Origin of the sequence: Nocardia sp. NPDC051787, assembly GCF_040681325.1 — a bacterium.
Taxonomy (GTDB): Bacteria; Actinomycetota; Actinomycetes; order Mycobacteriales; family Mycobacteriaceae; genus Nocardia.
In genome coordinates this window covers 35,791-56,341 of the sequence record NZ_JBFAYO010000007.1, presented here as the reverse complement: position 1 = coordinate 56,341, position 20,551 = coordinate 35,791, and the positions used below count along the sequence as shown (strand labels likewise).

Below are 20,551 nucleotides of genomic sequence, written 5' to 3'. Positions count from 1 at the left end.
AGCAACAAAATCGCCCCTACCTGCGCAAACTCGACTTCGTTCAGTGCATGACGGAGCCACGGTCCACCGGCCAACCGAACAGTATCGCCGGAACCAATGCAAAAAGTAAACAGTCCGGAGGTTAAATTTGGCAGCGCGAGATTTGGAAAACTGCTGCGCCGAACTATTGACGGAATTTCGCGGCTGGACCTAACGTAGCTCATCGCCACGGACGGCGCCGCGCGAAATTGCAGCGACCGCGAAGGGCGAGCCCCAGGGCACCTTCGCCGACACGGCGCCGTGGCCCACGACCGTTGCAGAACAACTGCTCGACAATGCTGACGAGCTCGCACCACGAGGAGTTCACCATGCCCATGCCGACCCACCTTCCGGGACCTAACGCCGATGTCTGGGATTGGCAGATGCGAGGGTCTTGCCGCGGGCAGGATTCCGCGGTGTTCTTCCATCCCGATGGGGAGCGTGGCCGAGCCCGCACCGCGCGCGAGATGCGCGCCAAGGAGATCTGCCGCACCTGCCCGGTGCTCATGCAGTGCCGCGCGCACGCGCTGAAAGTCAGCGAGCCCTATGGCATCTGGGGCGGCATGTCGGAGACCGAGCGCGAGATGCACGCGCGGCGCAACCGCCGCCGCATGGCCGTCTGAGCCGAATCCCCTCCCATCCGGACGCCGCCGGGCGTCGAATGCCTAGCAAACAACGGGCCACTGCAACAAGCTCCGGGCCGAGCCGCGCACGCATCACGGTGATCGGTTCAACGCCGGAGATCGGCGCGTGGGTTCCGATCGGTCACCATCGATCGGCCGGCCGCCGTGGCGCACGGTCGAGGGCCGTGCGGCTGTCGGTCCGGCGTGTTGCGGGCACGCTCGGCGGGCGCGAACGACGGGCCTGGAGTGCCGCCGATCGGACACAGCGGGTCACGGCGTGTTTCCTTCCGAGAGATGTCCGGCGTGTCGCGGTTTTTCGCGGAGCCGCTGGCCTACCGTCAGTTCGCGGGTACCCCACCGGAAGGGAGGTCATAGCGACGCGCTACGGTAGTGACTGATGACACAGAATGGAGCGTTGTGACAACGCGGCCGCCAGCCGCAGAGGGCGACTCGTTCCGAAGAGAAGCCTTCCCACCCACGGTGGATTCTGCGGTTACGGCACGCGCAGCCGAAAGTATCGAGCTCGCCGCCCTTTTGCATCGATGCGGCCACGCCGACCAAGACGCATTCGCCGAGTTGTACGACCGGACGTGTGCGCGCGTCTTCGGTCTGGTGTTGCGCGTGCTGCATGATCCGGGATACGCGGAGGAGACCACGCAGGAGGTCTATCTGCAGATCTGGCGGATGGCAGCGAGTTTCGACCCGGCGAAGGGCTCGGCGGTCACGTGGTTGATGACGCTCGCGCACCGGCGCGCCGTCGACCGGGTCCGCGCCGAGCAGGCCCACACCCAACGCGAAGTCGCCTATGGGATTCGGGTTCTGGGCAACGAATTCGACGAGGTCACCGAAGAGGTCGAGCGCAGGTTCGAGCAACAGGCCGTCCTGGCCGGTCTCGCCACCCTGACGGAGACCCAGCGGGAAGCCATCTCGCTCGCCTACTACGGCGGGCGAACCTATGCGGAGGTAGCCACCTACCTCGACGTAGGGTTACCTACTGTGAAGTCCCGGATTCGGGACGGATTGACACGACTGAAAAGAAGTTTGGGGGTGACGTGAGATGAACGAACGCCAGATCGATCTCGCGCACGCCGTCGCGCTCGGATCGATCGACGACGAAGACCATCACGAAGTACAGGAACTGCTCGACAGCGAGGACCCCGTGCTACGCGCGGAGTTCGCCGAGCGCGTGAGAGATACCAGAGAAGCTCTTTCGGCTTTCGCCACAGCCGCGGCGGCCACCCCGCCGCCGTCGCTGCGTCTTCGCTTACTCGCGGCCGTCACCGCGCAGCAGCCACCGGTCGCCAGCTGAAACCGGCCGCCGCCAAGGCTTCCCGCTCCGCGCGCGCCGACCCGTAGCGGTCGGACCGCCCAGGATCGTCTTCCGGTTCCGCGCCAGACAGCGTGTCGAGCTTCGGAATACCCCGGTACCGCCAGCAGTCGCCGACGTCGGGTCGTCGTGTGCACGGGCAAGGCCCCCGAACCGCGTGGTTCGGGGGCCTTGTCGCCTGGATGCTCGAGCAGTCCCTGCTCAGTGCGCGTGGCCGTGGTGTCCGTGGTTGTGCTGCTCCTCGGCAGGCTTGTCGACCACGGCGCTCTCGGTGGTGAGCACCATGCGCGCGACCGACGCCGCGTTCACGACGGCCGAGCGGGTCACCTTCACCGGGTCGACGACACCGTCGGTAAGCAGGTCACCGTAACTGAGGGTGGCGGCGTTGAAGCCCTCCTTGCCCTCGGCGACCTTGCTGACCACCACGGCGCCGTCCACGCCCGCGTTGGTGGCGATCCAGTACAGCGGCGCCCGCAGCGCGGTGCGCACCACCTCGACGCCGACGGCCTCATCACCGGACAACGCGTCGCGCAGCTCGGCCAGCTTGGCGCTCGCCTGCACCAGAGCGGTGCCGCCACCGGGCACGATGCCCTCTTCGACGGCGGCCTTGGCAGCGCTCACCGCGTCCTCGACGCGGTACTTGCGCTCCTTGAGCGCCGTCTCGGTGGCCGCGCCGACCTTGATCACCGCGACGCCACCGGCCAGCTTGGCCAGCCGCTCCTCGAGCTTCTCGCGGTCCCAGTCGGAATCGGTGGACTCGATCTCCCGGCGCAGCTGCGTGACGCGGGCCTCGATGTCCGCCGCGGAACCGGCGCCGTCGATGATGGTGGTGTCGTCCTTGGTGACGACGACGCGACGCGCCTTGCCGAGCACCTCGATGCCCGCCTCGCGCAGGGAGATGCCCAGGTCGGGGTTCACCACGGTGCCGCCGGTGACCACGGCCAAGTCGTCGAGGAACGCCTTGCGGCGATCGCCGAAGAACGGCGCCTTCACCGCGACCGCCTTGATCGTCTTGCGAATCGCGTTGACCACCAAGGTGGACAGCGCCTCGCCCTCGACGTCCTCGGCGATGATCAGCACCGGCTTGCCGCTCTCGGCGATCTTCTCCAGCAGCGGCAGGAAGTCCGGCAGCGAGCTGATCTTCTCGCGGTTCAGCAGGACGAACGCGTCCTCGAGGACGGCCTGCTGGCTGTCGGCATCGGTGACGAAGTACGGCGAGAGGTAGCCCTTGTCGAACTGCACGCCCTCGGTGACGACGAGTTCGGTCTGCAGCGTGGAGGACTCCTCGACGGTGACAACGCCGTCCTTGCCGACCGTGGTCAGCGCCTTGCCGACCATTCCGCCGATCTCCTCGTCGCGCGAGGAGACCGTCGCGACCTGCGCGATGGCCTGCTCGCCGGAGACCGGGGTGGCCAGTGCGAGCAGCGCCTCGGAGACCGCGTCGGCGGCCTTGGCGATGCCCGAGCCGACGGCGATCGGATTCGCGCCGGCCGCAACGTTCTTCAGGCCGGCGCGGACCAGCGCCTGGGCCAGCACGGTGGCGGTGGTCGTGCCGTCGCCCGCGACGTCGTTGGTCTTGGTGGCGACGCTCTTGACCAGCTGCGCGCCGAGGTTCTCGAACGGGTCGTCCAGCTCGATGTCGCGCGCGATGGTGACGCCGTCGTTGGTCACGGTCGGGCCGCCGAAGGCCTTCGCGAGTACGACGTGACGCCCGCGCGGGCCGAGGGTGACCTTCACCGCGTCGGCGAGCTTGTCGACACCGCGTTCCAGAGCCCGACGAGCCTTCTCGTCGAACTCGATCTGCTTTGCCATGTGTTTTGCTCCTGTATCGGGTTCGCGGCGCTCCGGGTGGTTTACCGAAGCCACGCCAGGCAATGCGCCGAAGGCGCCGGCCAACGCACTCCGCCCCGGGTCACGAAAGACACCGGGGCGGAACGCATGCGTGCCTGATCGGCTACTTGGTGACGACGGCCAGCACGTCGCGCGCCGACAGGATGAGGTACTCCTCGCCCTGGTACTTGATCTCGGTGCCGCCGTACTTGCTGTAGATGACGGTGTCACCCTCCTTGACGTCGACCGGGATGCGGTCGCCCTTGTCGGTGACGCGTCCCTCGCCGACGGCGATGACGGTGCCCTCCTGCGGCTTCTCCTTCGCCGTGTCGGGGATGACCAGGCCGGAGGCCGTCGTCGTCTCGGCCTCGTTGGCCTGGACGAGGATCTTGTCCTCGAGCGGCTTGATGTTCACGCTCGCCACGTTGAGCCCTCCACTTTCAGGGGATGTCGGTCGCCCGGAACTGTTGTCCCGGACTCATCGGTTCGGTCACGGTGCTGACCCTGGGCATAGCCCCGTCGTCGCGGGTGCCGGGACCCCTGCTCAGTAGTCAAGCTGCTGGCACAAGCACTACACACAGTGCCGACTAGCACTCTATACATGAGAGTGCCAGCGCTCAAGGCTGGGCGGTGCCAACTTTGCGCGGCGCGCCCATGACGCTCGGGGCTTGGCGATTAGTTCGGGAAAACAGTAACGTTCGGATAACGGATTGTGACACTATGGACGACGGTCGCTGTCCGGCCTTGTCGTTCGTCACCAATCGGCGACGCCGAGGCTATGCAGGGGTACCACGGCGGCGCCGAAAGATGCGGCGTCGCAGCACCATCGTTGCACCACCAGCGTCACCAGAGAGCAACCCACGTGATCCATGGCCGGTCCCCGCGACCTCACCCGGACGAGGGCCGGTTCGATTCCCGATCCGGGTCGCACGTCATCCACACGGCGGTCCGGCAGTTCATTCGAGATGGTCGGCCACACCACGACCATCCGCTCGAAGGGAGGTGAACATGCGAACGTCCCTCGGCATCTCGGCCGGGACCGAGGTCGTGTGCTCCGCGCTGGTCGCCACCGCATCCAATGGCGCGCAGAGCTTCGACTACCGCGTCGTCTCCGCCGACGCGGCCCATTCCGACCTCGGCGACCTGGTGGCGTCCTCGATCGAACTGATGACCACCCAGCTTCCGACCACCCAACCGTCGCGCGACGTCGTCCCACCGGTCGGTGGGCGCTTCGCCGGTGCGCCACGCGATTTCGATTCCGTGACCAGGCGCCCGCCCACCAGCGTCGCGGTCGCCTACCGCACCAAGGAGCAGGCCCAGGTCATCCGCTCGGCCACCGGAAAACAGCGTGATCTGCGACTGATCCCGGAGGGCACCGCCGCGTTGACCTATCTGCGGTACACGGGTCTGCTCGACCGGTATGACACGGTAGCCATCGTCGATCTGGGCGCGGCCGGGCTCACTGTCACCGTCGCCGACCTCACCGACGGCTCCCTGCTCCGCTCCGATCGCACCGCGGCCGTCAGCGGCAAGGTCATCGACGACCTGATCTACCACCATCTGGTGGACCTGCACTTCGCCCGGCGCGGCACCCGCCCGAACCGCGGCATGCTGACCAACCGGGGCCGCGCGGCCAAGGAACACCTATCCGTCGCGCCCGCGGTCACCATCGACCATGTCGCCGGTCGGCCGCTGAAGCTGACCAGAGCCGACTTCCAAGAGTTGATCGCCGACCTGCTGCGCGACCTGACGGTGTTCGTCACCGCCGCCTTCACTCGCGCGCCGCGGCCACCGGAGGCGGTCGCGGTGATCGGCGGCGGCGCGAACATTCCCGCGGTGCTCGACAGGTTGACCGCCGCCCTGGACGTGCCGGTGTTCACCGTGCCCGACCCGGAGGCGGTGACCGCGAAAGGCGCCGCGCTGGTCGCGGATTCGGTGCAGCCGTCGGTGTTTCCGGTGGGCGCGCTCGGCGGCGACGCGCCCGCCGGGACGTTCGCCAAGGTGTTCGGCACCCTGGCCGGCGCTATCGTGGTCGTCGGCCTGATCGTCGGCTACGGCGTGAAGACATTCGCACCTACCTCGGACGACGAGGTCTCCCCCGCGGGGACCACGAGCAGTGCCTCCCACCTGCCGACGCCGGTGCCCGCCCCGCCGCCGACCCCGGCAGCCACCGCCAATGGCCGTGACCAGGACAGCACCGTTCGGCCCCCCACCAGCATCGCGCCGACCACCACCGGAGAGGCAGGCGGCACCGGAGTCCCACCGACCCAGCCCACGCTGCGCCCCGACCCGAACCTCCCGCCGATCCCGTTCCCGGAACTGCTCGGCCCGATGTACGGCAATCGGACTGTGCCACTGGGCGCTTCATCCAATGCGGAGCCGAGCGATGGGGACCGGACATTCGGCGCCGCGGACGGTGCGAGTTCCACACCGACCCAGGCACCCGCGCGGACGCGCCTGCCGCTCCCGCCACGAACGAACTCCCGGTCGGCAGCAGACCCGGGACTGCTCATGTCGAACTGACCCGGCCACCCGAAAGCCGAGCGCACCGCGGCCGAGCGGTCCAACACCCGCGAAGCCAACGCAACTACTGATACCGAAAGCACATGGGTAACTCGTCAAGTACGCCCAGAACCCGGAGAGCACCGACGCAGGACCTGAACGAAAATCCCGCGCTCCCCGGCTAGTACGGCCTAAAGACCCGGAGAGGCGGGGGAGCACATCCCGCGCCCCCGACTAGGACGGTCTAGAGACCCGGAGAGGCGGGGGAGCGGAGACCAGGCTGACCGACACCGGCAGACCTGGATCGGTGGCGACGGTCAGCGGCGACGGTGCGGCGCCGCCCGCGATCACGTGTGCGCCGAGCGCCGCGATCATCACGCCGTTGTCCGTGCACAACCGGGGCTTGGGCACGCGCAGGGTCAAACCGGCGGCGGCGCAACGCTCCTCGGCCATCGAACGGATCCGCGAATTGGCCGTCGCGCCGCCACCGAGCACCAGCGTGCCGACGCCGACGTCCTCGGCCGCGCGCACCGCCTTCATGGTGAGTACGTCAGCGACGGACTCCTGGAACGACGCCGCGATATCGGGGATGGGCAGATCGTCGGCGGCGATGCCATCGCGCTGTGCCGCCTCTACGTACCGGGCCACCGCGGTCTTGAGGCCGGAGAAGGAGAAGTCGTAACGAGGGTCACGCGGTCCGGTCATGCCGCGGGGGAACGCGATGGCGTGCGGATCACCGGTCGCCGCGGCGGCATCCAGTGCGGGACCACCGGGAAAGCCCAGTCCGAGCAGGCGCGCCACCTTGTCGAACGCCTCCCCCGCCGCGTCGTCGACCGTGCTGCCCAGCTCCACGATCGGCTCGGCCAGATCCGTGACGTGCAGCAGATGGGTGTGCCCGCCGGAGACCAGCAGCGCTACGCACGGCGGCATCGGCCCGTGCTCCAAGGTGTCCACCGCGACGTGCCCGCCGAGATGGTTGAGTGCGTAGAACGGCACATCCCACGCCGCCGCATACGCTTTCGCAGCCGCGACGCCGACCAGCAGCGCACCGGCCAAGCCCGGTCCGATGGTCACCGCCAGCGCGTCCGGCTTCGCGATACCCGCGGCGGACAGCGCGCGGCGCATCGCGGGCACGATCGCCTCCAGGTGTGCGCGCGAGGCGATTTCGGGGACGACGCCGCCGAAGCGCGCATGCTGGTCGACGCTGGAGGCGACCTCGTCGGCGAGCAGTTCGCAGGTGCCGTCGGCATTCCTGCGGACGATGCCGACGCCGGTTTCGTCGCAGGAACTTTCGATTCCCATGATGATCACGAGAGCACCTCATCCGGTGTGCGCCACGCCCGCTCCGCGCCGGTCAGCGCGGGGCGGCGCATCGTGTACGCGTCGGCGCCGCTGGGGTGGTAGTAGTTTTTGCGCAATCCGATGATGTGGAAGCCGTGCTTGGCGTAGAGCGCGATCGCGGGCGCGTTGTCGGTGCGGACCTCCAGGAACACCGGTCCACCGCGCCTGCCCGCCTCGGCGAGCAACGCCTCCAGCAGCAGCGTGCCGATGCCCGCGCGATGGCAGCCCGGATCGACGCCGATCGTGTGCACCTCGGCCTCGGGGTGTTCGGCATCACCCAGTAGCGCGATGCCCGCGTAACCGACCATTCGCCCGTCCTCGTCGCGCGCGGTGATGTAGCGGTTGTGCGCACCGGCGAGCTCGGACTGGAACGCCACCGCGGCCCACGGGTCGTCTTCCGGGAACAGCAGTTGCTCGAGCTCCACGCAGCGCGCGATATCGGCCGGCACCATCGGTTCGATTCGGACAGCCACCGTCACGCCCCCGTCCGGTCGAGCTTGCGATAGGCGTTCTCGACGGCATCCGGCCTGCGCAGGTACAGCGGTACCAGCGGCTCCGGCACGGTACGGGCGAGCAACTCGGCCGCCGCGACGCGCACCAATCCGGCGGACGAGGGTGTCTCGGCCGGGAGCACGGGAAGATCGAAGAAGTCGACGTGCGAAGCGGATCCGGCAATCGCCGTCGCCGGTCCCGCGTCCAGTTCGCCCGGCTTGCATACGTCGGGCCCCGCGACACGCGCGCCTTCCCGATATCGCGCCCAATACACCTCCCGCCGGCGCGCGTCGGTCACCACGAGCAGCTCGCCGGTCGGCGGAAGCTCCACCGCGGCGTCCGCCGCGATCGCGTCGAGGCTGCACACCCCGTACACCGGGATGCCCAGCGCGTCACCGAACGCGGCCGCCGTCGCCATGCCCACGCGCAGACCGGTGAACGGGCCGGGACCGACGCCGACCACGATCGCGGCGATATCGGTCCTGGAACGGCCTGCCTCGGTGAGGCATTCGAGAATCTGCGGGGTGAGCACCTCGGCGTGGGCACGGGGGTCGACCCGCACCCTGGAGGCGATAGTGCGCGCCTGGACGGGGCCGGCCGCGCCGGCGGCCTGATCCAGGTCCACCAGTCCCGCTGTAACGGCGGGTGTCGCGGTGTCGACGGCGAGTACAAGCATGATTGGCCTAACGATACCGGGTGGTAGACGCCACCGATGCGAGCTACCTTGTAGCTAACCCACCCATTCCCAGATCGCGGTGCGCACATCCGAATCCGGCCGGCGCGACAACAGCACACGCAAGTGGCGCTCCGCGAGGTGCTCCACCACTCCGCGCCCCCACTCCACCACGACCACCGCCTGATGCAGATCGGTGTCGAGGTCAAGGGCGTCGAGTTCGTCCAGGTCGCCGCCGAGCCGATAGGCGTCCACGTGCACCATGGGCACCGCGGGCGCGCCCGCACGGTGCCCGGCCGGGTGCTGACGGGCGATGATGAACGTCGGCGAGCTGACCCGGCCCTGCACGCCGAGCCCTTCGGCGATACCGCGGGTCAGCGCGGTCTTGCCCGCCCCGAGCGGGCCCTCCAGCACCACCAGGTCACCGGCATGCAGGTCCGCGGCCAGTTCGCGGCCGAGCGCTTCGGTGTCGGCCACGGTGGGCAGCACCCGTTGCCGCGAATCAGCCACCGGCCACCTCCGAGGTGTCGCCCAGCATCGGTTCGATGGCGCCCGCACGCACCAGCAACCGGTCAAGGGCGGCATTGACGATGTCCGGGTATTGCATGTGTGGCATGTGCGCGGCGCCCTCCAGCCGGATCAGCTCGCTGCCCGGCAATGCTTCGGCCAGCGCACGGGAATTGCGGAACGGGATCACCCGATCGTGGCCGCCGCCGAGCACCAATGCCGGTGTGTTCGCCAAGGCGGGCAGCGCCGCCGACTCGTCGTGCAGTTCGATGGCGTGGAGAAACTTCACGATGGTTTCCACCGGCGTCCGATCGATCATCAGCGTCGTGCAGCGGGACAGGGTCGGGCTCACCGGGCCGTGGAACGAGCTGACGTGCAGGATCGGCGTGATCAGGTGGCGCGCGGTGACGCGGCCCGCCTGCACCAGCGCGGGCGAGGCGTGCACGGCGAGCCGGAACCCGTCGATCGCCGGGTTGCGCAGTAGCTGGCCGATGCCCGTCGTGGTGACCTCCGCGGCGGTCGTCGACAGCAGCGCGATCCCGATCACCCTGTCCGCGAACAGCTCCGGGAAGCGTGCGGCCGCGGCCAGGATCGCCATTCCGCCCAGCGAATGCCCGACAAGCACCACCGGCCCCTTCGGCGTGGTGGCCGTCAGCACAGCGGCGAGATCGCGGCCGAGCTGGGCGACGGTGCAGCTGGAAGTAGTCGGCGTACCGGAGCGGCCGTGCCCGCGCAGATCGAAGAACACCATGCGGACTTGTGCGCCCCAAAGCTTTTCCAAGTCGCGGCGCTGGAAGTGGAAGGATTGCATGCTGTTGCAGAAGCCGTGCAGGAAGATCACCGTGACCGGCGCGTCGTCGGGGCCGCAGATCCGGGTGGCCAGGGGCACGCCGTCGTCGGCGAGCACCGTGCCCGCGCGGTCCGCATCGATCAGCGCGAAATTCTCGTCGCGGTAGTCGTCGCCCCGTGCGGGCCACAGCACACGCGCACCGGCACGACGCAGAGCGTGCGCTCCTGCCAGCGCGCCGACCACGCCGACGGTGGCCAGCCCGCCGCGCAGCGGGGTCATCCGGAACCGGCTCATCGAGCGCCGCCGACGTAACGCCGGGTCACCCGGCCGCGCGGCGAGCACACCACTTCGTAGTGAATGGTGCCGAGCAGGTCCGCCCACTCCTGGGCGTGCGGTTGTGTTCCGAACAGGATCGCGGTGTCGCCTTCCTGGACGCCCGCGGCGTTGTCGCCGAGATCCACGACGAACTGGTCCATGCACACCCGGCCGACGTTCCGGCGCCGAGCGCCGCCAAGCCAGACGTCGAACCGTCCACTCAAAGTGCGGAACACGCCGTCGGCGTAGCCCGCGGGGATCAGCCCGACGGTGGTGTCGTGCGGTGCGATCCACTGGTGTCCGTACGAGACGCCCTCCCCCGCCGCAACCGGCTTGACCAGCGCGACCCTGGCCTGGAACGTCATCGCCGGACGCAGGCCGAAGTCGTCATCGGGTATCGGGGACAGGCCGTACATGGCAATGCCGGGGCGGACCAGGTCGAAGGCCAGATCGGGGCGGGTCAAGGTGGCGGCCGAGTTGGCGATGTGCACCAGCTCGGGTTCGAGGCCGTGCTCCTTGGCCGCGGCGATCGCTTCCAGGAAGCGGGCTCGTTGCACGTCGTTGGTGGGGTGTTCCGGTTCGTCGGCGTGCGCCAGATGCGAGAAGATCGCGCGCAACCGGACCACCTGCTCGTCGACCAGAGCGCGCAGCGGCGTCAGGATCTGCGGGTATTCGACCGGCAATACGCCGTTGCGGTTGAGGCCGGTGTCCACCTTCACGCTGACCGTCGCGGTACGTCCGGTCTTGCGGGCCGCGGCCTCGACCGCCCGCAGATGAGCCGGCGAGGAAACCCCGATCTCGACATCGGCGGCTACCGCTGCCGCGAAGTCCGCGTCCGCGTTGTTGAGCCAGCACAGGATGGGCGCGGTGATCCCGGCCGCGCGCAGCTGCACCGCCTCGGCCACCGTCGTGACACCCAGCTCTGCCGCCCCCGCCGCCAATGCCACCCTGGCCACCTCGACCGCGCCGTGGTTGTAGCCGTCGGCCTTCACCACCGCCATCACCCCGGCGTCCCCTGCGTGTTCCCGCAGGATCCGCACGTTGTGGGCGATCGCATCCAGATCGATGACCGTTTCCACTTGCGCTCCCCCGCCTCTCCGGGACTTCAGGCCGTACAAGTCAGGTGACGCGGGATTCTCGTTCAGGTCCTGCGTTTGGTGCCGCTTCAGTTTGGACGTACCCGACGAGTTACCCATGTGCTCTCGAAATCAGTTGTTGCGTTGGTTTTGGTCGAGTCTATTGGCGCGCCGGGTTCTGGTCGCAGTCGGTTGACGCGCCGATCGACCTGCGCGACCGCGCGCTGATTCCGGCAGTGCGAGAAACGCGGCACCCGGCGCACCGGTACACACCTGTTTTCGCGGTCGGCCGATGAGGTTGTGCAGTGGACATTCGCTGGGTCGGCCGCGTCGGGGCCGCACTGCTCATCGCTCACCGCATTCCGGCCGACTGTGACGGCCAGGTCAGAAGGGGTGGGCGAGGCGGCGGAGGACGCCGATCGCGGGACGGACGTGGGCCGAAAGCAGGCTGGCCGAGATGGGGGCTCCGGCGGGGGCATCGTCGAGGGCGGCGAGGTTCGCGGCCAGCGCGTGCGCGCGCGCGGCCGCGGCGGCGGACCAGGCGGGGTCGCGGCCCGCCGCGAGCAGCGCGCCGATGATGCCCGCGAGCACGTCGCCCGCACCGGCGGTCGCGGCCCAGGAACCGCCCGCGTCGTTGACCAGGACGGGGCGGTCCAGCGCGGCGACCAGCGTGGCTCGGCCCTTCAGCAGCACGGTCACCTGCCAGGATTCGGCGAGCTCGCGAATGGCGGCCACCCGGTCCGCGCCGACCTCGCCGCCGGTGAGGCGGGCGAACTCGCCGGCGTGCGGGGTCAGGACGGTCGCAGCGGCGCGGTCGCGCACCAGCCACGGTTCGGAGGCGAGCAAGGTCAGGCCGTCGGCGTCGATCACCACCGGAAGATCCGTGGACAGGATCTCGATGAGGCGCTTCCTGGCGGCGGCGTCGGTGCCCGCGCCTGGACCGAAGACCCAGGACTGGACACGTCCGGCGGCGGCGACCGTGGGCGTGGCGATCACTTCCGGGAAGTGGTTCAGCACCTCGGCCGCTCCGGTTCCGGCATACCGCACCATGCCCGAGGTCGCGGCGACGGCGGCGCCGGCGCACAGCACCGCGGCGCCCGGATACGTCGCGCTGCCCGCGCAGACACCGGTGACGCCCTGCGTGTACTTATCGTCGGCCGGGCCGGGGACCGGCCACGCGGCGCCGATCGAGACGGGCTCCAGCGCGGCGAGGCTCGGTTCGGGGAGGCGTAATCCAATGGGAACCAGTTCGATTCGGCCGCACTGCGCAGCGGCGAGGGCGTGTACCGGTTTGTAGGCACCGAAGGCGACCGTGACGTCCGCGCGGACGGCGGCACCTTCGATCGCACCGGTATCGGGGTCGACGCCGCTGGGCAGGTCGGCGGCGACGATCGGGGCGTCCAGCGCCGCAACGATTTCCGCCGCGCGCGGACGAAGCGGGCCGTGACCCGAGATGCCCACGATGCCGTCGATCACCAGGTCGGGGTCGCCGACGTGATCGGCGATTCGCCCGCCCGTCTTGCGCAGCGCCGCAAGCCCTTTCGCGTGTGCGCGTTCCGGATTCAACAGCACCGCGGTCACCGCGACACCGCGGCGGCGCAGTCGCGCACCGGCCCAGAGCGCGTCACCGCCGTTGTCGCCGGACCCGACCAGCAAGGTCACCGCTCGTCCCGCGATACCGCCGGTGCGCTCCCGGAGTTCGCCCGCGACCACGGTGGCCAGGCCGTGCGCCGCGCGCTGCATCGGCGCCCCCTCCGGCACCCGGGTGAACAGCTCGGCCTCCGCGGCACGCACCTCGTCGACGGTGAAATAGCCCCGCTGCGTGGACATCGCCGCTCCCTCCGTCGGTGTGGCCTACTACGCTTGGCCATCATGCCAAGTGCCCGCCGCCACACAGGGACCATCCAGGTGGTCACGGGAGTCGCCATGACCGGTGCGCTGCTGCTGACCGGATGCGGCGGCGACGAATCCGGCTCGGCCGCCACGACTACGCGGAAGCCGGCCCGCCCGGCAACCACCACCGCGCAGCAGACCGGCGAGCGCAAGCCCGCCGCCGCCACCGTCGCGGTCGACGACATGAAATTCTCTCCCGCCGAGGTCACCATCGAGGTCGGCGACACGGTCACCTGGAAATTCGACGACAAGGTCCCGCACTCCGTGCAGGGCATCGGCGACAAGGCGATGGGCATCAACAGCCCCATCCTCGACAAGGGCGAGTGGAGCTACACCTTCACCAACCCGGGGACGTACCGCTACCTCTGCTCGCTGCACCCGGAGATGCGCGGGACGATCACCATCGAGTAGCGCGGACGGACGGCCCGCATCGGTTCGCCTCAGACCGGGCGGTAGTCGCGGGTGTGGGCGCCGCGGGTGTTCAGTGCTTCGACGGCCGCGACGAGCGGAGCGAGTTCCGGGTCGGCGGCGGCTTGGCCGAGGGCGCCGGCGAGAGCGTCATCGTGCGTGGGGCGGGCCTGTTCGAGGAGGTCGAGGCCCGCCGGAGTCACGTCGGTGTAGATGCCGCGGCGATCGTCGGGGCACAGGTAGCGCTGTAGCAGGCCGCGGTCTTCGAGCCGGGAGACCAGGCGGGTGGTGGCGCTCTGGCTCAGGACCACCGCTTCGGCGACCTGGTTCATGCGCAGGTGGCCGCTGGGTCCGTCGTGCTGACGGCTCAGCACGAGCAAGAGCGAATACTCGCGAACGCTCAGGTCGTGGCCGGATTGCAGCGCCCGTTCGATGTGCGCCTCGATCCGATCGTGCAGCAGCGAGAGTGCGTACCAACCATCGGCCAGGCCGGTCAGTGCGGCATCCGCGGTCATGGCGTTCCTTTGGCATCGGGGATTTCTGCCTCCAGGATAGCCAGGCATCACAATAGCCAGCGCTTGCATTTATTGCGCGTCTGCAATTATTGTCTTCGCCTGTAAGGATCTGACGCAATTTTCATGTGGAGGCTCCCCCATGCCACTCGCACTGCTCGCCCTGACCCTCGGGGCATTCGGAATCGGGACGACGGAGTTCGTCGTCGTCGGTTTGCTGCCCGGGGTCGCGGACACCTACGCGGTGTCCATCCCCACCGCGGGCCTGCTGGTCAGCGGGTACGCGCTCGGTGTCGTGGTGGGTGCGCCGCTGATGACCGGGCTCGGCACCCGCGTGTCGCGCAAACGCATGCTGCTCGGCATGCTGACGCTGCTCGTCATCGGCAACATCGTGTCCGCCGTCGCACCGACCTTCGGTCTGATGCTCACCGGGCGCATCGTGGCGTCGCTCGCGCACGGCGCGTTCTTCGGCATCGGCGCGGTCGTCGCCGGCACTCTGGTCAGCGCCGATCGGCGGGCCGGCGCGATCGCGATCATGTTCACCGGACTCACCGTGGCCACCATGGTCGGCGTGCCGCTGGGCACGCTGCTCGGCCAGCACTTCGGCTGGCGGCTGACCTTCCTGTTCGTCGCGTTCGTCGGCCTGATCGGCCTGGTTGGCGTCGCCGCGCTGGTTCCGAAACAGCCCGCGCCCACGGACGCGAGGCTACGCACCGAACTCGCGGTCTTCCGCAATCCGCAGGTCGTGCTCGCGATGGCGATGACGGTGCTCGGCTTCGGCGGCGTGTTCGCCGCGATCACTTATCTGGCCCCGATGATGACCGAAGTCACCGGCTACGCGGACAGCTCGGTCACCTGGCTGCTCGTGCTGTTCGGTCTGGGCTTCTTCGCGGGCAACCTGATCGGCGGCAAGTTCGCCGACCGTCACCTGATGCCGATGCTGTATCTCACCCTCGGTGGGCTCGCGATCGTTCTCGCGCTGTTCACCGTCACCGCGCACAACAAGGTCGCCGCCGCGATCACCGTCGTGCTGATCGGCGCCCTCGGTTTCGCGACCGTCCCGCCGCTACAGAAACGCGTCCTCGACCAAGCCGCAGGCGCGCCCACCCTGGCATCCGCCGTCAACATCGGAGCGTTCAACCTCGGCAATGCCATCTCCGCCTGGTTGGGCGGTGTGGTCATCGCAGCCGGGCTCGGGTACACCTCCCCCAACTGGGTCGGCGTCGCTTTGGTTCTGATCGCGCTCGGCCTCGCGGTCCTATCCGGCTACCTGGAGCGCCGCACCCCGACTATCCCGGCCGAGCCTCCTGTTCCCGTCCACGCGTAGGCAATTACGCACGAGCGAGAACTCTCCATTGATACGCAGCAGCCGCGCACCCCAGGTGCGCGGCTGCCGGTCTATTCCACGGTGACGGATTTCGCCAGGTTGCGGGGCTTGTCGACGTCGTAGCCCCGGGTCTGGGCCACCTCGGCGGCGAAGATCTGCAGCGGGACCGTCGACAGCAGCGGCTGGAACAGCGTGGGCGCGCTGGGAATCTCGATGAGGTCGTCGGCGAACGGACGCACCGTGTCGTCGCCTTCCTCCGCGATCACGATGGTACGGGCGCCGCGGGCCTGGATCTCCCGGATATTGCTCAGCAGTTTCGAGTGCAGCACCGCCCGGCCCTTCGGGGACGGCATCACCACAATCACCGGAAGCCCGTCCTCGATCAGCGCGATCGGACCGTGCTTGAGCTCGCCCGCCGCGAAACCCTCGGCGTGCATGTAGGCCAGCTCCTTGAGCTTGAGCGCGCCCTCCAGCGCCACCGGGTACCCGACGTGACGGCCCAGGAACAGCACCGTCGGCACCTGCGCGAGCTCGCGCGCGATGGTCCGCACTTGCGGCGCCGTCTGCAGTACCCGCTCCACCAGCCGCGGCATCGCCTCGAGTTCGGCGAACTCGCGCGCGACCTCGTCCGGGTACTTGGTGCCGCGCGCCTGCGCCAAAGCGAGCCCGACCAGGTAATTGGCGGTCACTTGGGCCAGGAACGCCTTGGTGGAGGCGACGCCGATCTCCGGCCCGGCCCTGGTGTAGAGCACCGCGTCGGACTCGCGGGGGATCTGCGCGCCGTTGGTGTTGCAGATCGCGAGGACGCGCGCCTTCTGCTCCTTGGCGTGGCGCACCGCCTCCAGCGTGTCGGCGGTCTCACCGGACTGGGAGATCGCCACCACCAGCGTGGAGCGGTCCAGAACGGGATCGCGGTAGCGGAATTCGCTGGCCAGCTCGACCTCGACGGGCAGCCGGGTCCAGTGCTCGATGGCGTATTTGGCCAGCAGACCGGAGTGATAGGCGCTGCCGCACGCGACGACGAACACCTTGTCGAAATCACGCAGCTCTTGGTCGGCGAGGCGCTGCTCGTCCAGCACGATCCGGCCTCCGCCATCCTGATCGGTGCTGAAATGCCCCATCAGCGTGTCCGCGACGGCGGCGGGCTGCTCCTCGATCTCCTTGAGCATGAAGTAGTCGTGGCCGCCCTTCTCGGCGGCGGCCAGATCCCAGTCGATCGTGAACGGGCGCGTGCGCGAACCGGCGTCCTCGCCCGCGAAGTCGGTCACCCGGTAGCTGTCCAGGGTGATCACCACGGCTTGGTCCTGGCCGAGCTCGACCGCCTCGCGGGTGTGCTCGATGAACGCCGTGACATCCGAGGCGATGAACATCTCGCCCTTGCCGACGCCGACCACCAGCGGTGTCGAGCGCCGCGCGGCCACGATCATGTCCGGATGGTCGGCGTGCGTGAAGACCAGGGTGAACGCACCCTCCAGGCGGCGCAGCACGGCCAGCGCGCTGGCGGCGAAGTCACCGGCGGTCGGGCCCCCGGCATACGCCCGGGCCACCAGATGCACGGCGACCTCGGTGTCGGTGTCGCTGCGCAACTCGACCCCGGCGTCTTCCAGCTCACGACGCAGCGGAGCGAAGTTCTCGATGATGCCGTTGTGCACCACGGCGACCTTGCCGCTGTGGTCGCTGTGCGGGTGCGCGTTGCGGTCGGTCGGCGCGCCGTGCGTGGCCCAGCGGGTGTGCCCGATGCCGGTGGTGCCCGCGAAACGGTCTATCCCGTTCTCGGACAGTTCGGCCTCCAAATTGGCCAGCCGACCGGCCTTGCGTTCCACCGCCAGCGCGCCGGCGCCGTCCAGGATCGCCACGCCCGCGGAGTCGTAGCCGCGATATTCCATGCGGCGCAACGCGTCAACGACGACGCCGAGCGCGTCTCGGTACCCGACGTACCCCACGATTCCGCACATGGCTCACCACACTACTTATCGGATAACGTTCACGTCGTGTCGGCGTCTGTGAAATCGCTACTGAGCACCCTGACCAGCCGCGGTCCGCACCGTGTGCTGCGCGGCAATCTGGCCATCGCCGGCCAGCCCGGGGTGGTGTTCACGCCCGAGTCGGGGCGCAACCTGCCTGCTGTCGCCTTCGGCCACGGCTGGCTGACCGGCGCCGGACACTATCGCGGCTTGCTCGAGCACCTCGCTTCCTGGGGAATTGTGGCCGCCGCCCCGGACACCGAGCGCGGGCCGATCCCGTCACATCTGGGACTGGCCGCCGATTTGCTCACCACGCTCGACATCTGCACCGGCGTGCGGCTCGGGGACGGCGAGATCAGCGTGCATCCCGAGCGTCTCGCCCTGGCCGGACACGGCATGGGCGCCGGCGCCGCCGTCATCGCCGCCGGCCAGCGCACGGTCGCCACCGTGGCGGCCCTGTTCCCTGCGCCGACGGCACCGTCCGCCGAAGACATCGCAACCAAGCTCGACCTGCCCGCGCTGATCTTGGCGGGCGCGACCGATATCACTTCGGTCAGCTCCAACGCCATCCCGCTGGCCACGGCATGGGACGGCCCCGCGATCCTGCGCGTCATCGACAAGGCCTCGCATAACGGCATCATCGAGGGCCGCCGGATCCTCGCCACGGTGGGTGCGGGCAAGCACGAACCCAAGGCGGCCCGCATCACCCGCGCTCTGCTGGCCGGTTACCTGCTCGCGACGCTGGCGGGCGACAAAACCTACCGCCCCTTCGCCGAGCCCGAGGAAGTCATCCCGCACACCACGGTCATCGACCCCCATGCGCCTCACGAAGAGGAGCCGCCGAAGCTGAAGGTGGGCCAGCTCGTGGGGCTCCTGCGGCGCTGATTCAGACCAGCCAGCTCTTGCGCTGGTAGAACTTCGCCTCTTCGTCCTCCTCGTCGACCGCGGTGACCGTCTGGTTCGCTTTGCGGGCGGCCATCGATCGCGCGATCGCTTCCCGCTGCTCGCGTGCCTCCGCCTCGAGCCGTTCTTTCTCCTCGGCCTCGGCGCGAGCTCGCTCCAGCTCGGCGGCATGCTCCGCCCAGAACTGGTCCATGTCGGCCGCCAGGTTGTCGGCGAATTCGCGGCCCCTCGCCGCGGTCTGCTCGTTGATCTCCTGGATCTCGTCGATCAGGATCGCCATCCGGCGCTGGTTCTCCTCGGCCAGTCGCCTCGCCTCCTCGGCGTAGTTCACCATGCGGTGTCTCCTCGCTGATCCAGCGCCGACGCACTCACGGTGTCGGGGATCACAGCGGTCCCGCCTCGGCCAGTTCCGCGCCACTGTCGAACGGAGCCGCCGGTCTCGGCTCGCTCTGCTCCGGTTTCGGTTCGCCATGCTCCGGTATCGGCTCGGGCCAATGCTCGCCATCTTCTTCGCGTCGCGTGATCGGTGGAGTTCCGGACGGCATGCCTGGCTGACCGGTGCTCGATTCAGGGGCGGGTGTGGCGTCGACCGGCTTGTCCTTGTCCGGCGTTTCGGGGGCCGGGGGCGCCGCCGGCGGCACAGGCTCTGCCGACTCGTTCATCGAGATGACCGGCATCCCATGCTCGTCGAGCTCGAGCTCGAACTCTTGGCGCTTGCCCGCCTCGTCGGACAGGACGAGGTTCAACTGGCCGTCCGGGCCCATCTCGAAGGTCACACGCTTTCCGGCGATATCGAACTCGGCCTTCGGCTTGCCGTCTTTGTCGGCGTTCTTCGGATCGATGCTCTCTTTCAGCTTCTCGATTGCGTCGTCGATTCCGCTCTTGATGGTTCCGCTCAGCGCGGAGATGCCTTGCTGCACCGTTTGGGTGAGACCCGTTGTCAATGGCGACAGTTCCCTCGCCACCTGGCTGATCGCGGCCAGGCCGTCCAGTGATGGCAGCTTGGGGGCAAGAGGTGCGGGAGTCGTCGGTGTGGTCGGCGTTGTGGGTGTAATGCTCGGTGTGGTGCTCGCCGGGACTGTGCTCGGTGTGGTGCTCGCCGGGACCGTGGACGGCGACGGCGTGCTCGGAAGGCCCGGCGGCGCGGAAGGACTGGGCTGGTTCTGGTTCTGCGGCTTGTCCTGGGACGGCTTCGTCGGCCCCTCAGGGCGGGGGTACGCACGGTCCGGCACCGCCACCAACGCATTGGCCAGGTTCTGGTACTGCTGCTTGAAGTGATCGTCGGTCTGTTTGCAGGCGTCGATGTAGCGCGTCAGTTTGGCATCGAAGTCCCGTTTGAAGGGGTCGCGCAGCCAATCGTCGACGGCATTGCGAACCTTTTCGCCGAGCGGGGTGTCCAGTTGGAGCTTCCCGATTTGTCCGGACAACTTGGAAAGTGCGGGGAAGATCCGGTAGAGGTCGCTTGCCTGCTTCCCGCTGATCCACTCGCGCGCATTGTGCACGTCGACTATGACTTTCACATCTTCCGGTGTCTTGCCGTCGATCTTCACGACCCTGCTGCCCTTCCCCGGATCCTCCAGCAGCCCGAGTACCGTATCGGCCTTCCAGCCGACCGACTGGCGCAGCGAGTTCGCCATCGGCTCGATCGTCTTCCATGCATCTCGCGTGTGCTGCCGGTCCTCGTCCGCAAAGACGGACTGCTTGGTGAGCATGTCGAGCGCGGCATTGGCCGCCGCTCCCTGCCACAGTCCCGGCAGGCGGCCGGTGTAGCCGCGTTGCGTGTCCCACTGGGTATCCACGTCGGCCAGCGCGGCTTTCAACGCTTCCCCCGCCTGCTCCAGCTTCTCCACCCGCGTGCCGCGTTGCTCGTCGTACATCGCCAGCAGCTTGCCGAGATCCCCGCGACCGCCGTTGTTACCGAACGCCGCCTCGTACAGCGGCATGAATTTTATCCAGTACTGCAGCCCGTAGCTGCCTTCGTCCAGGATGGCGTCGATCGCCTTACCCTGCCAGGAAACGGTCATGGTTCCGGCCCCTCGAATGTCTGGCG

20 protein-coding genes are annotated in these 20,551 nt (G+C 68.8%); 7 read left to right on the top strand and 13 right to left on the bottom strand.

All coding sequences use genetic code 11. The annotated features are described in order from the left end of the window. The first annotated feature begins 347 nt into the window (after positions 1-347). The 3 genes from AB0M45_RS09655 to AB0M45_RS09645 all read left to right on the top strand — a co-directional run bounded on the left by AB0M45_RS09655 (position 348) and on the right by AB0M45_RS09645 (position 1,950). Positions 348-641, top strand: a complete 294-nt coding sequence (locus tag AB0M45_RS09655; protein WP_039796164.1) for a WhiB family transcriptional regulator — start codon at positions 348-350, stop codon at positions 639-641. A gap of 480 nt (positions 642-1,121) precedes the next feature. Then, positions 1,122-1,697 carry a sigma-70 family RNA polymerase sigma factor gene (locus AB0M45_RS09650; RefSeq protein ID WP_364325053.1) on the top strand — a complete coding sequence of 192 codons (576 nt, stop codon included), beginning with the start codon at positions 1,122-1,124 and terminating at the stop codon, positions 1,695-1,697. A 1-nt stretch (position 1,698) separates the two neighbouring features. Then, positions 1,699-1,950 carry a hypothetical protein gene (locus AB0M45_RS09645; RefSeq protein WP_364325050.1) on the top strand — a complete coding sequence of 84 codons (252 nt, stop codon included), beginning with the start codon at positions 1,699-1,701 and terminating at the stop codon, positions 1,948-1,950. 219 nt (positions 1,951-2,169) lie between these two features. Here AB0M45_RS09645 and groL read toward each other — a convergent pair whose 3' ends face one another. Together groL and groES are read right to left on the bottom strand one after the other, a co-directional pair. Beyond that, positions 2,170-3,780, bottom strand: a complete 1,611-nt coding sequence (gene groL, locus AB0M45_RS09640) for a chaperonin GroEL (protein WP_364325047.1) — start codon at positions 3,778-3,780, stop codon at positions 2,170-2,172. Positions 3,781-3,922: 142 nt separating this feature from the next. Next, positions 3,923-4,222 carry a co-chaperone GroES gene (groES, locus tag AB0M45_RS09635; RefSeq protein ID WP_014981824.1) on the bottom strand — a complete coding sequence of 100 codons (300 nt, stop codon included), beginning with the start codon at positions 4,220-4,222 and terminating at the stop codon, positions 3,923-3,925. 584 nt (positions 4,223-4,806) lie between these two features. Between groES and AB0M45_RS09630 the strand changes: the two genes are divergently transcribed. Then, the gene (locus AB0M45_RS09630) at positions 4,807-6,321 is read left to right on the top strand and encodes an Hsp70 family protein (RefSeq protein WP_364325043.1); all 1,515 of its coding nucleotides are present in this window, start codon (positions 4,807-4,809) and stop codon (positions 6,319-6,321) included. Between the two features lie 213 nt (positions 6,322-6,534). On the opposite strand, the gene tsaD is transcribed toward AB0M45_RS09630, so the two are convergent. The 7 genes from tsaD to AB0M45_RS09595 form a co-directional block, all read right to left on the bottom strand. Further along, complete coding sequence (tsaD, locus tag AB0M45_RS09625) at positions 6,535-7,611, bottom strand: tRNA (adenosine(37)-N6)-threonylcarbamoyltransferase complex transferase subunit TsaD (protein WP_364325040.1); 1,077 nt, start codon at positions 7,609-7,611, stop codon at positions 6,535-6,537. Further along, the gene (gene rimI / locus AB0M45_RS09620) at positions 7,608-8,114 is read right to left on the bottom strand and encodes a ribosomal protein S18-alanine N-acetyltransferase (RefSeq protein ID WP_364325037.1); all 507 of its coding nucleotides are present in this window, start codon (positions 8,112-8,114) and stop codon (positions 7,608-7,610) included. The genes tsaD and rimI overlap by 4 nt, the downstream gene beginning before the upstream one ends. A 2-nt stretch (positions 8,115-8,116) precedes the next feature. Next, entirely contained in the window at positions 8,117-8,809 is a 693-nt protein-coding gene (tsaB, locus tag AB0M45_RS09615; protein WP_364325034.1) for a tRNA (adenosine(37)-N6)-threonylcarbamoyltransferase complex dimerization subunit type 1 TsaB, read from the bottom strand. Between the two features lie 54 nt (positions 8,810-8,863). Continuing rightward, positions 8,864-9,316, bottom strand: coding sequence for a tRNA (adenosine(37)-N6)-threonylcarbamoyltransferase complex ATPase subunit type 1 TsaE (tsaE, locus tag AB0M45_RS09610; protein WP_364325031.1), 453 nt, complete (start codon positions 9,314-9,316; stop codon positions 8,864-8,866). Then, a complete protein-coding gene (locus tag AB0M45_RS09605; RefSeq protein WP_364325028.1) occupies positions 9,309-10,397 on the bottom strand; it encodes an alpha/beta hydrolase in 1,089 nt (362 codons plus the stop codon). Before AB0M45_RS09605 ends, tsaE begins: the two co-directional genes overlap by 8 nt. Then, entirely contained in the window at positions 10,394-11,536 is a 1,143-nt protein-coding gene (gene alr, locus AB0M45_RS09600) for an alanine racemase (RefSeq protein ID WP_364325558.1), read from the bottom strand. Before alr ends, AB0M45_RS09605 begins: the two co-directional genes overlap by 4 nt. Before the next feature lie 342 nt (positions 11,537-11,878). Next, positions 11,879-13,324 (bottom strand): NAD(P)H-hydrate dehydratase, encoded by a 1,446-nt coding sequence (locus AB0M45_RS09595; protein ID WP_364325025.1) that lies wholly within the window; start codon positions 13,322-13,324, stop codon positions 11,879-11,881. Between the two features lie 42 nt (positions 13,325-13,366). Here AB0M45_RS09595 and AB0M45_RS09590 point away from each other — a divergent pair, with 42 nt between their 5' ends. After that, a complete protein-coding gene (locus AB0M45_RS09590) occupies positions 13,367-13,798 on the top strand; it encodes a plastocyanin/azurin family copper-binding protein (protein WP_364325022.1) in 432 nt (143 codons plus the stop codon). A 29-nt stretch (positions 13,799-13,827) separates the two neighbouring features. Here AB0M45_RS09590 and AB0M45_RS09585 read toward each other — a convergent pair whose 3' ends face one another. Next, complete coding sequence (locus AB0M45_RS09585) at positions 13,828-14,310, bottom strand: MarR family transcriptional regulator (protein ID WP_364325019.1); 483 nt, start codon at positions 14,308-14,310, stop codon at positions 13,828-13,830. Between the two features lie 139 nt (positions 14,311-14,449). On the opposite strand from AB0M45_RS09585, the gene AB0M45_RS09580 reads away from it, so the two are divergent. Then, positions 14,450-15,634: an MFS transporter gene (locus AB0M45_RS09580; protein WP_364325016.1), complete on the top strand. Its 1,185-nt coding sequence runs from the start codon at positions 14,450-14,452 to the stop codon at positions 15,632-15,634. Between the two features lie 71 nt (positions 15,635-15,705). On the opposite strand, the gene glmS is transcribed toward AB0M45_RS09580, so the two are convergent. Continuing rightward, positions 15,706-17,589, bottom strand: a complete 1,884-nt coding sequence (gene glmS / locus AB0M45_RS09575; protein WP_364325013.1) for a glutamine--fructose-6-phosphate transaminase (isomerizing) — start codon at positions 17,587-17,589, stop codon at positions 15,706-15,708. A gap of 36 nt (positions 17,590-17,625) precedes the next feature. Here glmS and AB0M45_RS09570 point away from each other — a divergent pair, with 36 nt between their 5' ends. Continuing rightward, positions 17,626-18,483: a hypothetical protein gene (locus tag AB0M45_RS09570; protein WP_364325010.1), complete on the top strand. Its 858-nt coding sequence runs from the start codon at positions 17,626-17,628 to the stop codon at positions 18,481-18,483. 1 nt (position 18,484) lies between these two features. Here the strand turns inward: AB0M45_RS09570 and AB0M45_RS09565 are convergent, their stop codons facing one another. Next, positions 18,485-18,835, bottom strand: a complete 351-nt coding sequence (locus tag AB0M45_RS09565; RefSeq protein WP_364325007.1) for a hypothetical protein — start codon at positions 18,833-18,835, stop codon at positions 18,485-18,487. A 49-nt stretch (positions 18,836-18,884) separates the two neighbouring features. Next, the gene (locus AB0M45_RS09560; RefSeq protein ID WP_364325004.1) at positions 18,885-20,525 is read right to left on the bottom strand and encodes a hypothetical protein; all 1,641 of its coding nucleotides are present in this window, start codon (positions 20,523-20,525) and stop codon (positions 18,885-18,887) included. Between the last annotated feature and the right edge of the window lie 26 nt (positions 20,526-20,551).